Below are 13,593 nucleotides of genomic sequence, written 5' to 3' on the forward strand. Positions count from 1 at the left end.
AGGATCACCAGAATGACACAGTCACCGGACGCGTACGCTACAGGGCGCCTGACCAATGCGGATCTTGCGCCTGTTCAGGACCGGAGCTGGGCATGGAAGGACTTTCTCTTTCTCTGGATGTCTGATGTCCACAGTGTCGCCGGGTACATGACGGTTGGTACGCTGTTCATGATGGGGTTGCCGGTCAGCAGCGTGCTCATCGGACTGCTTGTTGCAATCGTTGTCGTGCAGCTTCTCTGCAACCTGATTGCGGTTCCGAGCCTGAAGTCCGGCGCCCCTTTTCCCGTCATTATCCGAAGCGTCTTTGGCGTCTACGGTGCGGTCGTCCCGGCGCTTGTGCGTGGGATTATTGCCGTGGGCTGGTATGGAATCCAGACATGGCTGGCATCCAACGCCGTAGTTCTGTTTGTTCTTCGTATTATGCCGTCACTGGCAGACTATAGCGATGTTCATCATCACGGATTGCTGGGACTGTCTCTTCTCGGCTGGTTGGCCTTTCTGCTCATCTGGGCTTTGCAGTTGGCGGTATTCTGGCGCGGAATGGAATCCATCCGGCATTTCATAGACTGGGCCGGGCCGGCCATTTACGTCATGATGATCCTGCTTGATGGCGTGCTTCTGTGGAAGACGCATGGACAGATCAGCTTTTCCGTCCTTCCCCAGTCTGCTCTTTCTATCGGGCAGCATTTGACAGGCGTGTTGAATGTGATCTCTCTGACGATCGCATTTTTCTCCCCAATTGTCCTGAATTTTGGCGATTTTGCACGCTACGGTATTAGCCTGAGCGCGGTACGGCGCGGTAATTTCTGGGGCCTGCCGATCAATTTCATGGCGTTCTGCGCACTTGCGCTCACAACCGTAACGCTGACCCAGCCTGTTCTGGGGCAAATCCTCGTGGATCCGGTTGAGACGGTGACGCGTCTGGATAGTCAAACCATCATGATTGTGGGAATTTTGACCTTCGTTCTCGCGACTATCGGGATCAATATTTCCGCTAATTTCGTCTCAGCCGCGTTTGATTTTTCCAATATAGCTCCGGCATCCATTTCATGGCGTGGCGGCGGTGTCATTGCGGCGATTGGTGCCATCGCTCTCACGCCCTGGAACCTCTATGCCCGCCCGGATCTGATCCATCTGACGCTCGACATACTGGGTCTGTTCATCGCTCCTGTGACAGGAATTCTTCTGGCGGACTATTATTTTGTTCAGCGGGAAACTTTGGACGTGCCTGCGCTGTACAGTACAGACCCATCGGCAGCTTACTGGTACCGAAGTGGCGTAAACCCTACTGCAATCTGGGCCTTGGGTCTGGCTGTGCTGGTGGGGCTCGCAAACGTCTTCCTGCCAGCATTAGCCGTATTCCAGAATTTCGCGTGGTTTACAGGCTTCTTTTCAGGGTTTTGTTTTCATCTGATTCTGACACGCCTGAAGCCAATTGGGAGAACAGCGGACGAACAAGCGTCATGATGGTTTCGACGGCAGTTTCATAATCGCCATTAGTAAGAGGTGTACGGTCCAGAACGGCCTCATACTGGACCTGCATATCCGCATATGCCTGCGTACCTGACCACAAGAGAAACAACAGATGTGTCGGGTCGATGGGTGCCATGATGCCCTTCGCCTGCCATTCCAGAAAGATCGCGACATGTCGGGCCACATGGGCTCGCAGTTCTCCCCGTAAGAAGTCCTGAACCATATGGCCGCCTGAGAGCACTTCCTGTGCGAAGAGACGCGATCCTTCAGGACGTGCGCGGGAGAATGCAATCTTGGCTTCTATGTATCCTCTAAGCCCGTCCAGCGGGTCCTTGTCAGAAGAAAGCCAGTGATCAGCATCTGTCAGCCACACGTCCAGCAGGCGTGACAGTGTGGCGTTGTACAGGTCTTCTTTGGAGCCAAAATAGTAGAGAATATTGCCCTTGGGGATGTCGCAGACCTTGGCAATATCTTCAAGGCGCGTTCCCTTAAGGCCGCGGGTGCCAAAGGTCCATTCCGCAGCATTCAGAATTTGGGGAACGGTGGCGCGGCGTGGCGCGCCCGCACGGGGTCTTTTTCTGGGGCTGGGGGATGCCTCCAGACTGTCTTGTGCCATTGTCTTTCTCCCAGCCTGCTCTGCGGGAGGCGATTTTTGACAGCAGACAGGCTGGACGACAAGCCCTCGGTTGGCAGATCCTTAAAGCGTGCTGTCTGCCCGCAAGACAGCGCCTAGCAGAACATTGGCCCCTGCTTCGGCTTCGCTCTCCGTGATACTTTCTTCCTCGTTGTGACTCAGGCCATCCCTGCAGGGTACAAAAATCATCGCCGTTGGTGCCACTCGTGCGAGATACGCAGCGTCATGACCCGGACCTGAGACAATCGGAAGCGGATCGTAGCCCATTTGGCGTGCAGAGTCCGCGACCATCTCCACGCACCGCGCATCAAAATGAACAGCAGGCGCATCCCAGAGGGGCACAATCTCCAGTGTCACTCTTCCGGCTTCAGCAATGCCGTGGAAGCGATCCATGAACTCCTGCTCCATGGCAACGACGACAGCATCATCCGGGTGGCGGATATCCACGGTAAAGAACGTCTCACCAGGCACGACATTGTTACTGTTCGGGCGATTTTCAATCAGGCCCACTGTTCCCACGGCTCCCGGGGCATGGGCCTGCGCGATCTCTGAGAGGGCCACAACCATTCTGGACGTTGCCAGTAGTGCGTCATGACGCATTGGCATGGGGGTGGAGCCAGCATGAGCATCCTTACCCTTTACCGTCACTTCATACCAGCGCATTCCCTGTACGCCGGAGACAGCACCGATGACGCGATCTTTGACCTCAAGAATGGGCCCCTGCTCGATATGCAGCTCGAAATAGGCCGCGATGGGATGATCGCCACAGATCTCTTCACCGCGATATCCGATAGAAACCAGTTCGTCCCCAAAGCGTGCCCCTGCGCGATCTCGCTTGTCCAGAACCTCCTGTTCCGTAAAAACGCCTGCGAAAACGCCTGAACACATCATCGGAGGCGTGAAGCGTGACCCTTCTTCATTCGTCCAGTTGATCAGTTCGATGGGGTGGCGCGTTGTATGCCCGGCTTCATGAAGCGCCCGTAGAACAGCGAGGCCGCCCAGAACACCTAAAATACCATCAAATTTTCCGCCGGTGGGCTGGGTATCCAGATGACTGCCCATCGTGATCGGAGGGAGGTTGTTATCAAGTCCCGGGCGGCGGGCAAACATGTTGCCCATCGTATCAACCGTGATGGTGCAGCCCAGGCTTTCGCAGGTTGAGGCAAACCACTCGCGAACCTGTTTATCTTCTGGGGTCAGTGTTAACCGACGGATACCGCCTTTTGGTGTTCCACCAAACCGGGCTGTATCCATCAGATCAGCCCAGAGAGCGTTCCCGTCAATCCGCATATTGCTATGAAACATGCCAGTCCTCTTTCATCCGTCCTCTTGGCTGACCTTTTGGCCGCCGTGTCATGCCTCTCAGGCGGGAATGCGATTAGGATTGGAAGGATGATGGGGCCACGTCAGCTCTCCATCTACAGGTTGTGGAACCATCGTGATGCAATCATCCACCGGGCAGACATGTGCACAGAGATTGCAGCCAACGCACTCGTCTTCGATCACTTCGTAATGTCGGCGATCAGCGGTGTTTTTCTTGGAAATGGCCTGATGGGACGTATCCTCGCAGGCGATATGACAAAGACCGCACCCGACACAGGCATCCTGATCAATATTGGCGAGGGTCTTGAACTTCATGTTGAGCTGGTTCCACGGTACGAACTGCGAAACCGCCCGCCCTGTCAGATCCTCCAGCCGCTCATAGCCTTTCTGGTCCATCCAGTTGGACAGGCCATCAATCATGTCTTCCACGATGCGGAACCCATAATGCATCGCGGCGGTACAGACCTGAAGCGATCCTGATCCCATTGCAAGAAATTCGGCAGAATCCCGCCAGTTGCTGATACCACCAATTCCTGAGATCGGAATTCCGGCCATGATGGGGTCTCTGGCAATTTCCCCGATCATACGAAGCGCAATTGGCTTCACGGCAGGCCCGCAATAGCCGCCATGCGTCCCTTTTCCGCCGACAACCGGCATGGGCGCCATGGCATCCAGATCCACGCCAATGACCGACTGAATGGTGTTGATCAGGGATACAGCATCCGCCCCACCTGCCCGCGCGGCGTGTGCCGGCATCAGGATGTTAGTCACGTTTGGCGTCAGCTTGACGATCACCGGCATCCGCGTGTTCTGCTTGCACCAGCGTGTCACCATTTCAACGTATTCCGGGACCTGCCCGACCGCCGCACCCATATTGCGCTCGGACATGCCATGCGGGCATCCGAAGTTCAGTTCGATCCCGTCTGCGCCTGTCTCCTCAACGATCGGTAGAATGGCTTTCCATTTATCTTCCTCGCAGGGCACCATGAGGCTGACGATAAGGGCACGATCCGGAAATTCACGTTTGACGCGCTTGATTTCCGCGATGTTGGTCGCAAGCGGACGGTCCGAAATTAGCTCGATGTTGTTGAGACCGATCAGCCGACGTCCTTCAAAGCCCAGGGCTCCATAGCGGGAGCTCAGATTGACGACTGGTGGATCTTCCCCAAGCGTTTTCCAGACAACACCGCCCCATCCGGCCTGAAAGGCCCGGCGAACGTTGTATTCCTTGTCAGTCGGGGGGGCGGAAGCCAGCCAGAATGGATTGGGGGATTTAATTCCAGCAAAAACCGTGCGCAGGTCAGCCATTGTGGTCAGCCCTTTCCGTGTTGGATGCCATCAGTTCATTATGAAGCGCTTCAGCTGCGTTCCGTCCGTCCCGAACGGCTGCAACGGTGAGGTCTTCTCCTGCCGTACAGTCGCCGCCCGCATAAACTCCCGGCATGGAGGTGCGTCCTGTTTCATTCACAACGATGCGCCCGTTTTCCACGAGGATCTGGTCGTTTCGCACTGGGTCTGGGACAAAAACCTGCCCGATTGCTTTAAGGACCATGTCGGCCGCGAGTGTGAAGGCATTCTGCGGATCGTACCCGCCATCAGGCGCGCCTCGAATGAATGTGATGCTCCTGATGGCCCCGTCTTCGACATTGAGTTGACTGGGAGACGCCCAGAATCTGACCGTTACGCCGTTTGTCTGGGCCCATTCCCGTTCAACTTCCGTGGCCGCCATGTGCTCAGCACCGCGGCGATAAACCAGCGTTACCTCTTCTGCCCCGAGACGTTTTGCCTGCACTGCTGCGTCAACTGCCGTGTTACCGCCCCCAATCACGACAACCCGCCTGCCAACTACAACTTCCGAGAGATTCCGAGAGCGGAGGGTCTCGATAAAATCGACTGCATCCAGAACACCCTCTGCGAATTCGCTTTCCAGGCCTAGAGCGCGGACACCTGCCAGACCCAGCCCCAGAAAAACGCCATCATAGGTCTCGCGGAGGCCTGCAAGCGTGATATTCTCCCCGAGCGTCGCGTTACTCTGGAAGGTGATCCCTCCAATTTCCATGAGGAAATCGATTTCTTTCTGGGCGAAATTGTCAGCAAGCTTATAGGCCGCGACACCATACTGGTTGAGGCCACCCGGTGAATCGTGTCGATCAAAGATCGTGACATCATGCCCATGCATCGCCAGACGATGTGCGCAGGCCAGTCCCGCCGGCCCCGCTCCTACGACGGCTACACGCTTCCCAGTGCTTGCCGCTCGCTGAAACGGGTGGGTTTTCTGCTGCATCTGCCAGTCTGTAGCAAACCGCTGGAGTGCGCCTATTCGCACGGCATGATGAGCTTCAATCGCGGTGTGAACACATTTCTGCTCACACAGAATTTCGGTCGGGCAGACCCGTGCACACGACCCGCCCAGAATGTTGGACTGAAGAATGGTGCGCGAGGCGCCAGCAAGATTGTCAGACGCAATTGCTTTGATGAACCGCGGAATATCAATGTCCGTGGGACAGGCCTCAACGCAAGGGGCGTCGTAGCAGTAAAAACATCGATCCGCTTCCAGCGCTGCCTGTTCAGGCGACAAGCCGGGGTGAGCGTCGGCGAAGTTGAGTTCCAGAGCGGATTCCGGCAACCGGCCACATGCAATATCGAGTCGCATACTCGTCTCCTGCCTGACTTAGTTCGTAATCGGAATGGTATGGGTTCGAAATACTTTCGTGCAAGGATTTTCTGACCAAACGTTCAGCTTATTCTCTGTGAGGGTTGAATGATGCCTGTTCAGATGTCTGGCTTCCCTGCTGGTGTGGCCTCAGGGAAAAAAGGAAGACGGAGGATATTCTCGGCCCTGGGGCTCCTCATTCTTGCAAGTCCAAACGTTTCGTCTTTTGACACGGAGTAGCGTTTAGAAAGGAATGTGGTAGGTTCAGGCTCTGTTTCTTGGACGCAGAAAGCACTGATACTTCTTATGCGATTTACCCGCCTGCGTTTTCTAGTCCCTGTCTTGGGTTTATTGGCAAGTGAAGGATGCACTCTGCAAGGTGCCCCTTCTTTCCCAGTTGTAGGCGCTTACTTTCCGGACTGGATGGTCTGTGGCCTCATCGGTGTTGTGGTAGCTGTCGGATTACGAGTGATATTCCTTTTAACCGGCCTTGATGCCATCCTCAGCTTTCGTCTCTTCACCTATGTCGCGCTGGGCGTTATCGCCGCACTGACTGTGTGGACGCTGGTGTTCGGGCCTTGATGATGCAGCGCGTTCAAGTTTCCGGCAAAAAGCCGATTGGTATTATCGTTGCAATCGTCTGCGTTGGGGTAGCCATTCTCTTCGGCGTCCATGTCTCGCATGAAGACAGCACTCATCCGTCTTCTGACAGCGCAAGTATTGACGCGGAAATGGTGCACGTCGCCTCCACCGTTGGTGGTCGGCTGAAGGAGCTCCGAGTTGTCGTCAATCAGCATGTTCATAAGGGTGATGTTCTTTACCAACTTGATCCTGAACCCTACGAACTGATTGTTCGACAGGCTCAGGCCAATCTGGATCTCGCGAATGCGGAGGTCGAAAATCAGACACGGCTGCTCAGCATCAAGACATCGAACGCCGCCATGGCGGATGACCAGGTTGTTCGCGCCAGAACCAATCGTGATTTGGCCGCACGCACGGTAGAACGCCTGAAGCCGTTGGCAGGACAATCCTACATTCCGTGGCAGCAGTATGATCAGGCTCGTGTGGCACTCCACGACGCTGAAGTGTCGCTTTCGCAGTCGAGAAACCAGTCTGTCGCAGCGACCACAGCGATCGGAGATCTGAAAAGCTCTCTTGCCGCACGGGATGCCAGTAAGGCAGCCCTGGACCACGCAAAATACGAGCTACGCCAGACTATGGTTACAGCTCCTGCGGATGGTTATGTCACGAGTTTACGGGTTAAAGCCGGTGAAGTTCTTGCGCCGTCTCAGGTCCTGTTCACGCTCATTGCCGATGACGAGTGGTACGCTACCGCCAATATCCGTGAGATCAATCTTTCTTCCGTTCAGATTGGCGACTGCGTGACCGTTCACTCGATGATTGATCGCCATAGTCCTCTACGCGGACACGTCGAAAGTATTGGTTGGGGCGTCCTGTCTGTAGATTCTGCTGGCATTGCCCGCTCGCTGCCCATCGTGCCGCGCCAAATGGACTGGGTTCACGTCGCCCAACGCTTTCCGGTCCGTATCAAGCTAGAAAGGGCAAACCCGCTTTTGCTCAGACTTGGCGCTACAGCAACCGTTGAGATCCGGCATGGCGCTGCCTGTCCCTGACACTCTGGCGAATGCCCCGTCGTCTTCCAGCATGAGAGGGCCGGGACTGGGATTGGCACGGATCTGGCGGCTGGTCTGTGACCCTGCCCCCGGGCGATTAGGATATGCGCTTCGTATGGCTGCCGCATGCACAACGACCGTGCTGATTGGGGAAATCTGGCAGGTTCCGGAGCTGGCCGTGCCTGCCCTGGTGACCATGGCGCTGTGGCAGAAAGACCGCGTGACAAATGCTCTGGCTGGGGTGGCTGTAAATGTCCTCATCCTCATTCTGCTTCTGATCATTTACGCGCTCATTCACCTGACGCTCGATCATCCTATGGGACTGGTGATCGTCATTGCCCTCTTGTCGTTCAGTTTTTTCTTTCTGGGCTCAGCCAGCAAACTAAAGCCTGTGGCTTATATGTTGGGCTTGATCACTGTCTATGGGTTAATAGCGATTGATCAAGTCCCGGTTGGAGAAGTCGTGACACGCGCCCTTCTCTACACGGATCTCTTTCTGGCCGTGCCGGGGGCGGTCATGATTGTGCTGGGGCTGTTGATTTGCCCATCCCCTAAAAAGATCCTGACCGATAGCATTGCTGCCCGGCTCTACACGGCTGTTCGCCTTCTCCAAACTCCTGATGCGCTAACACAGGAACGAGCGACAGATATGCTTCGGGAAGGCACGGCGGGCATGATGAAGGCCGCCAAGATGGCCTCACTTGAAAAGATCTGGTCTCTCCACGATTTGGCCTGCTTGCGACAGGCAGCCAACAGCAGTGTCGCCGTTCTTGCGCTTGCTGATGAGGCGAGCCGGGCAAGACTGCCACAGGAGCAGTTGTCTCGCCTGACTGAAACGCTTGAAGGCATGGCCAGGATTTTTGCGGGCGGTGACTATCCCACAGCCATCGAAAGCCCTGTGATCGCTTCGGAGCATCCGTCTTTACAGGCGATAACTGCTCTCCTTCTGAATTTCACAACTCCTCCTGCCCCTATCGTTGGAAAATCGCCAGAAAAGAAAAAATCGGGTTTCTTCTCTGAGGATGCTTTTACCAATCCAGACCATGTTCGTTTCGCAGTGAAAGGGACTGCTGCCGTGATGCTAAGTTATCTGACCTTCAAGGTTCTGAATTGGCCAGGCATTCACACTTGCATCATCACATGCTTCATCGTCGCGTTGCCTACGATGGGCGAGATGATTTCAAAGCTGACACTGCGCATCACGGGTGCTCTTATAGGCGGGACGCTGGGGATCGCGTCTATTATCGCTGTTATGCCGCATCTGAATGGTATCACCGGATTTCTGGCGCTTGTCTTTGTTGTTTCCCTGATCGGGGCATGGGTTAAGACGGGCGACGACCGTATTGCTTATGCGGGCTTTCAGATCGGTCTGGCATTTTATCTGACAGATCTGAAAGGTTATGGTCCGACAGCAGACATGGCCACCGCACGGGACCGTATTGTCGGTATCATGCTCGGTAACCTCATTACATATGCCATGTTCACCAGCTTCTGGCCGGCAAGTGCCTACGATCATTTGGGGGCCAGTCTTCGCAAGCTGAAAGATTGCCTGAGGCGCCAAGGGACAGCTCAGAGCTCTGAAGATCAGCTTCAGGCGGCCGCTCTTAGTCAATCCGCGTTACTGGAAAGCGAACGAACACTGGAATATGCGATGTCTGAGCCGGCGCACATGCGCGTTGATCAGCCCCGTCTTCAGGCGGCCCGAAATGCCTTGATGGATGCCTCGAGGCTGACTGAAGAATTGCTTGCAACGCCCAAGCGGCCAGACCTTGCCGATCGCACGGCACGACTGGAACAGATTGCTTCATGATTCACTTCAAAAAAACCGTTTTGCTGCCGCTCCTGCTATCGGGCTGTGCGACCCAGGCACTTGAAACGGCGCCAGCCAGCCCAGATCGGCCATGGCAACCGAATGTCGCTGCAAATGGAGAACTGGTGCCCGGTAAGCCCGGATCACATGCACTGGCCGTTCCCGCTGGATACACATTGCCGTCCAATAGTCAGATCCATGTGCGGCCCCCTGCCCCTGAATTGGCAACACAAGCTGGCCATGCCTATTCCCTGCCTGAACTGATTGATATTGCGCAGTCCGCCAATCCTGAAACCAGACGCGCCTGGAACCTTGCACGTGATGCCGCTCTGGCTGTGGGAATTACGAAGAGTGCGTACTTGCCCCGCCTGACCGCGACAGTTGTGGGCGGATACAATCATAGCCGCAATGACGGTGCGAACCCGTCGGTCAGCAATGTGGGCATTGCTGAAAATGCAATTAACTCGGGCCTGAGCGGGTTAAACAGTGCTTTGGGTGGTGTTCGCAACAGCAGGTCGGGCGCTGGCGAAATCCAGACCCTGGGTATGGAATGGCTGCTGTTTGACTTCGGCAAACGTGAAGCTGTTATTGCCGCCACAAAGCAGGCACAGATTGCAACCAATGTGCTTTTTACTGCGGCTCACCAGAAAATCATCTATGGCGTGACAACGGCCTATTACACCCATGCGGCAGCGCAAAGCCGTGTCGTATTGCTGTGTAAAGCGCGGGACAATGCACGCTTCGTGGAAGCGGCCGCAGTCGCAAAGCTACATCAGGGGCAAGGCACCATAGTGGATGTCACGCAGGCTCGGCAGGCTACGGCACAGACTGAGCTACGACTTGTGCAGGCAGAGGGCGACGAACAGAATACGGCCCTTGAACTTCTGAATGCCATTGGTATTTCGCCGAACACGAAACTTGAGACACTCGATATTTCTGGCCGCCCGCTCGGGCTGGACGATATTCGCCTGACTGACGCATTCGTCCAACAGGCCGTTTCACGCAGGCCGGACGTTCTTGCAGCATACGCAAATGCGAAGGCGGCAAAAAGCAGGGTTCGCGCAGCGAAAAGCGAATTTCTGCCCAAGATCTTCATAACAGGAAATGTGGCCTACACCACGGGGCGTCTGGCACTCTCATCCGTGCCGGGAGTGGGAAGTGAGGCTCCCCCAACCCTTAACTTATCGAGTAATGCCTTCAGCAGTTTGATCCTTGGCGGGATTACTGTCCCCATCTTCGACGGGGGAACCCGAGCTGCGTTGCTGAAGCAGGCCCAGGATCAGTCTGACAGTGCGGATACGACATTGCAGCAAACAGTCGACAGTTCAGTGAAGCAGATTGTAGTCGCAGAAAATGCGCTCCGTACAAGCCTGAGAGCCTATACCGCATCAGCAAAACTGGAGACGGCAGCGATGACAAGTTTTGAGGCATCCTCGGCCGCATATCGTAGTGGCGTAGGCTCCATGACGCAGACAAGTATCGCGCAGAATGCTTATCTGGATGCAACACTTGCTCATTCGGATGCTTATTATGCCGCTTTGATCGCTGCTGCTGGACTTGCCTTTGGGACGGGCTCCCTTAACCAGAATGAGGGGTCATCAATCCCGAGTGCCATGTAGTGCTATGAAATCCGAAAATTCTAAGGGCATGACAACGAATGATTGTCCAAATCAGATTTGTTTTTATGGAGCCGGTGCCGGAAAGCTGGGTAAGCAGCTTATGAAAGCGTAAACCCTTTTTCATTTATTTCGTCTGAAGTAGAATTTGCCTTTCTAAAAGGCTTATCAAAAAACAGTTTACTTAAATTTTTGATATAAGCCACGGGCCGCGTAGCTATCCAAACACGGCTATGCGCGATCTTTCCTCCTTCAATGAAGCAGATTTTCAGCGAACCTTACTCATGTCTGGTGACCTGGGCTGAGAACATGGTGGTGTTCTTGATTGTGTCCTTGATCAGCCAATGTCGCACTAAACCGAATCATAATTTTCAATGCAATCGCTATTTTTCGGTTTGACTTTAATCTGAGCAGAAAAGAAAATTTATAGCCAAAAGATAATGAATAGCTTCTGTGCGGTATTTCTTTATCGTTATAGAAAATATAAAAAATACATCGAAATGAAAAAACACAAAAACCAGATATAAATTCTAAAACAACAAAATAAATATTTATATAAACATCTCATATTATAACAAAAGCGTGTGCTATTATATTAAAAGAAAAAGAACATAATTCCATTTATGCCAAAAACGTTACCAATAACAATAATTAAAATCACCATCCTGTTATAACGAACAAAAAATAGTCATTTCTATTATTGGGGAGAAAAACGGATGAAGAGGCATAACGTATCAAACTATGTCTCTGGAGAGCGCCGTTGGAAAAAATTCCTGAACCCCACCCTGCCCCGGTTTTCCTCTCCCGCAGGCGGCTCCTGGCTTTTTCCGGCGCCTGCATTACGGCCGCTGCTATAGGCACAGTGACGAAAGGTTCTGCTCAAGAAATAGTCGCGTCAAATCGATATGGCGTTTCGGATTTCATGCAGCTTTCAACCTTCGCCACAGGTCATAAAAATCTGGATCTCAGTATAGGATCTGCATTGCTCCTTGCTCTTGAAGCGCAGAACCATGGCTTTTCCGGTCAGGTAGCATCACTTCGCGACCGTATTGCCAAAAACGGCTATCAGGATGTTGAAGCGCTGGACGCTGCCCTTCAGGGAGACCCCCTGCACCCGACGCTCCTTCAGATTATCCGTGCCTGGTATGCTGGCGTCATTGAAAGTGGAACAAACGCCAAGGTTTATGCCTTCGAGAAGGCGTTGATGTACCAGTCATCCCGCGATGTCGTCGTCATCCCGACATATGCCCATAACGGGCCGAATTACTGGGTTGCAGAGCCTGGTTCCGTCGATGCCATGCCGGAATTCTAAGGAAATTATCTCAGTGAACATGCGATATTTTCGTCCTCTGTCCGGCACCGCCCTGACGACCGCTCTGCTTTTCGCAGGACCGTCTGCGTTCGCGCAGCCGACAGAGCCGACCCCAGCTTCAGCCCATCATCCATCGATCAGTCGCGGTCATTATCTTGCGATTGCGGCTGATTGTGCCGCTTGCCATACCAATGGACGGGGTGGCCAGTTTCTGGCTGGTGGATATGCCATAGCATCTCCTATGGGCAATATTTACTCCACAAATATTACACCTTCGAAAACATATGGCATTGGAAACTACACACTAGGCTCAGGACCCATTGATTTGATTACGGAAATCTGATTCAGGCTCTGTGAGGAGACTGGAGATGAGCGACCTGTTTTGGCTGACGGATGAACAGATGGATCGTCTGCGGCCCTTTTTCCCAAAGAGCCACGGCAAACCTCGCGTTGATGACCGTCGCGTGTTGAGCGGGATCATTTTCGTGAACCGCAATGGGATGCGCTGGCGTGATGCGCCCCGGGAATACGGTCCACATAAGACGTTGTACAACCGCTGGAAGCGCTGGGGCGACATGGGCATTTTCATGCGGATGATGGATGGCCTGTCTGCTGCAAAAGCCGAGCCTCGGACGATTATGATTGATGCGACGTATCTCAAGGCACACCGCACGGCTTCAAGCCTGCGGCTAAAAAAGGGGATCCAGGGCGTCTGATCGGACGGACAAAAGGCGGCATGAATACGAAGCTGCATGCGATCACCGATCAGAACGGACGACCGCTGAGCTTCTTCATGACGGCGGGACAGGTCAGCGATTATACCGGTGCCGCTGCCCTGCTGGACAGTCTTCCTATGGCACAGTGGATGTTGGGCGATCGCGGGTATGACGCCGACTGGTTCAGGGACGCCCTGGAAGAGAGGGGGATAAAGCCCTGCATTCCAGGACGGAAATCTCGTGGAAAACCGGTCAAATACGATAAGAGAAAATATAAACGCCGTAATCGCATCGAGATTATGTTCGGAAGGCTCAAGGACTGGCGGAGGGTCGCAACACGCTATGACAGATGCCCGAATGTCTTCTTCTCAGCCATCTGCCTCGCTGCAACCGTCATCTTCTGGCTATGAGTCCTGAGCCTA

The 13,593-nt window shown here is 54.1% G+C and carries 12 protein-coding genes; 8 read left to right on the plus strand and 4 right to left on the minus strand.

Features of this window, described 5'->3' with window-relative positions; translation table 11 throughout:
* Positions 1-12 precede the first annotated feature (12 nt).
* Entirely contained in the window at positions 13-1,467 is a 1,455-nt protein-coding gene (locus JN414_RS12940; RefSeq protein WP_202208294.1) for an NCS1 family nucleobase:cation symporter-1, read from the plus strand.
* Here JN414_RS12940 and JN414_RS12945 read toward each other — a convergent pair.
* The 4 genes from JN414_RS12945 to JN414_RS12960 form a co-directional block, all read right to left on the minus strand.
* Positions 1,379-2,089: a TetR family transcriptional regulator C-terminal domain-containing protein gene (locus JN414_RS12945; RefSeq protein WP_202208295.1), complete on the minus strand. Its 711-nt coding sequence runs from the start codon at positions 2,087-2,089 to the stop codon at positions 1,379-1,381. The two genes, JN414_RS12940 and JN414_RS12945, sit on opposite strands and share 89 nt — an antisense overlap.
* A gap of 81 nt (positions 2,090-2,170) precedes the next feature.
* Positions 2,171-3,412, minus strand: coding sequence for a Zn-dependent hydrolase (locus JN414_RS12950; protein ID WP_202208296.1), 1,242 nt, complete (start codon positions 3,410-3,412; stop codon positions 2,171-2,173).
* A 57-nt stretch (positions 3,413-3,469) separates the two neighbouring features.
* Positions 3,470-4,738, minus strand: a complete 1,269-nt coding sequence (gene preA / locus JN414_RS12955) for an NAD-dependent dihydropyrimidine dehydrogenase subunit PreA (RefSeq protein WP_202208297.1) — start codon at positions 4,736-4,738, stop codon at positions 3,470-3,472.
* Entirely contained in the window at positions 4,731-6,083 is a 1,353-nt protein-coding gene (locus JN414_RS12960) for an NAD(P)-dependent oxidoreductase (protein WP_202208298.1), read from the minus strand. The genes preA and JN414_RS12960 overlap by 8 nt, the downstream gene beginning before the upstream one ends.
* Before the next feature lie 306 nt (positions 6,084-6,389).
* On the opposite strand from JN414_RS12960, the gene JN414_RS12965 reads away from it, so the two are divergent.
* The 7 genes from JN414_RS12965 (at position 6,390) to JN414_RS12995 (ending at position 13,581) form a co-directional block, all read left to right on the plus strand.
* On the plus strand, positions 6,390-6,665 hold the full coding sequence (locus JN414_RS12965) for a YtcA family lipoprotein (RefSeq protein WP_202208299.1): 276 nt from the start codon (positions 6,390-6,392) through the stop codon (positions 6,663-6,665).
* Between the two features lie 2 nt (positions 6,666-6,667).
* Positions 6,668-7,717, plus strand: coding sequence for a multidrug transporter subunit MdtN (gene mdtN / locus JN414_RS12970; RefSeq protein WP_202208310.1), 1,050 nt, complete (start codon positions 6,668-6,670; stop codon positions 7,715-7,717).
* Complete coding sequence (locus JN414_RS12975) at positions 7,698-9,527, plus strand: FUSC family protein (protein ID WP_202208300.1); 1,830 nt, start codon at positions 7,698-7,700, stop codon at positions 9,525-9,527. Before mdtN ends, JN414_RS12975 begins: the two co-directional genes overlap by 20 nt.
* Entirely contained in the window at positions 9,524-11,146 is a 1,623-nt protein-coding gene (locus JN414_RS12980) for a TolC family protein (protein WP_202208301.1), read from the plus strand. The genes JN414_RS12975 and JN414_RS12980 overlap by 4 nt, the downstream gene beginning before the upstream one ends.
* A gap of 757 nt (positions 11,147-11,903) precedes the next feature.
* Positions 11,904-12,455: a sorbitol dehydrogenase family protein gene (locus tag JN414_RS12985; RefSeq protein ID WP_202208303.1), complete on the plus strand. Its 552-nt coding sequence runs from the start codon at positions 11,904-11,906 to the stop codon at positions 12,453-12,455.
* 19 nt (positions 12,456-12,474) lie between these two features.
* Positions 12,475-12,798, plus strand: coding sequence for a hypothetical protein (locus tag JN414_RS12990; protein WP_237390061.1), 324 nt, complete (start codon positions 12,475-12,477; stop codon positions 12,796-12,798).
* 25 nt (positions 12,799-12,823) lie between these two features.
* Positions 12,824-13,581 (plus strand): IS5 family transposase gene (locus JN414_RS12995; RefSeq protein ID WP_099213676.1). Its coding sequence is split into 2 segments (ribosomal slippage): positions 12,824-13,145 and positions 13,145-13,581, totalling 759 coding nucleotides; the frame shifts between segments, so codons are not numbered across the junction.
* Positions 13,582-13,593: the final 12 nt, after the last annotated feature.

This window comes from Gluconobacter sp. Gdi (assembly GCF_014132155.1).
Lineage (GTDB): Bacteria > Pseudomonadota > Alphaproteobacteria > Acetobacterales > Acetobacteraceae > Gluconobacter.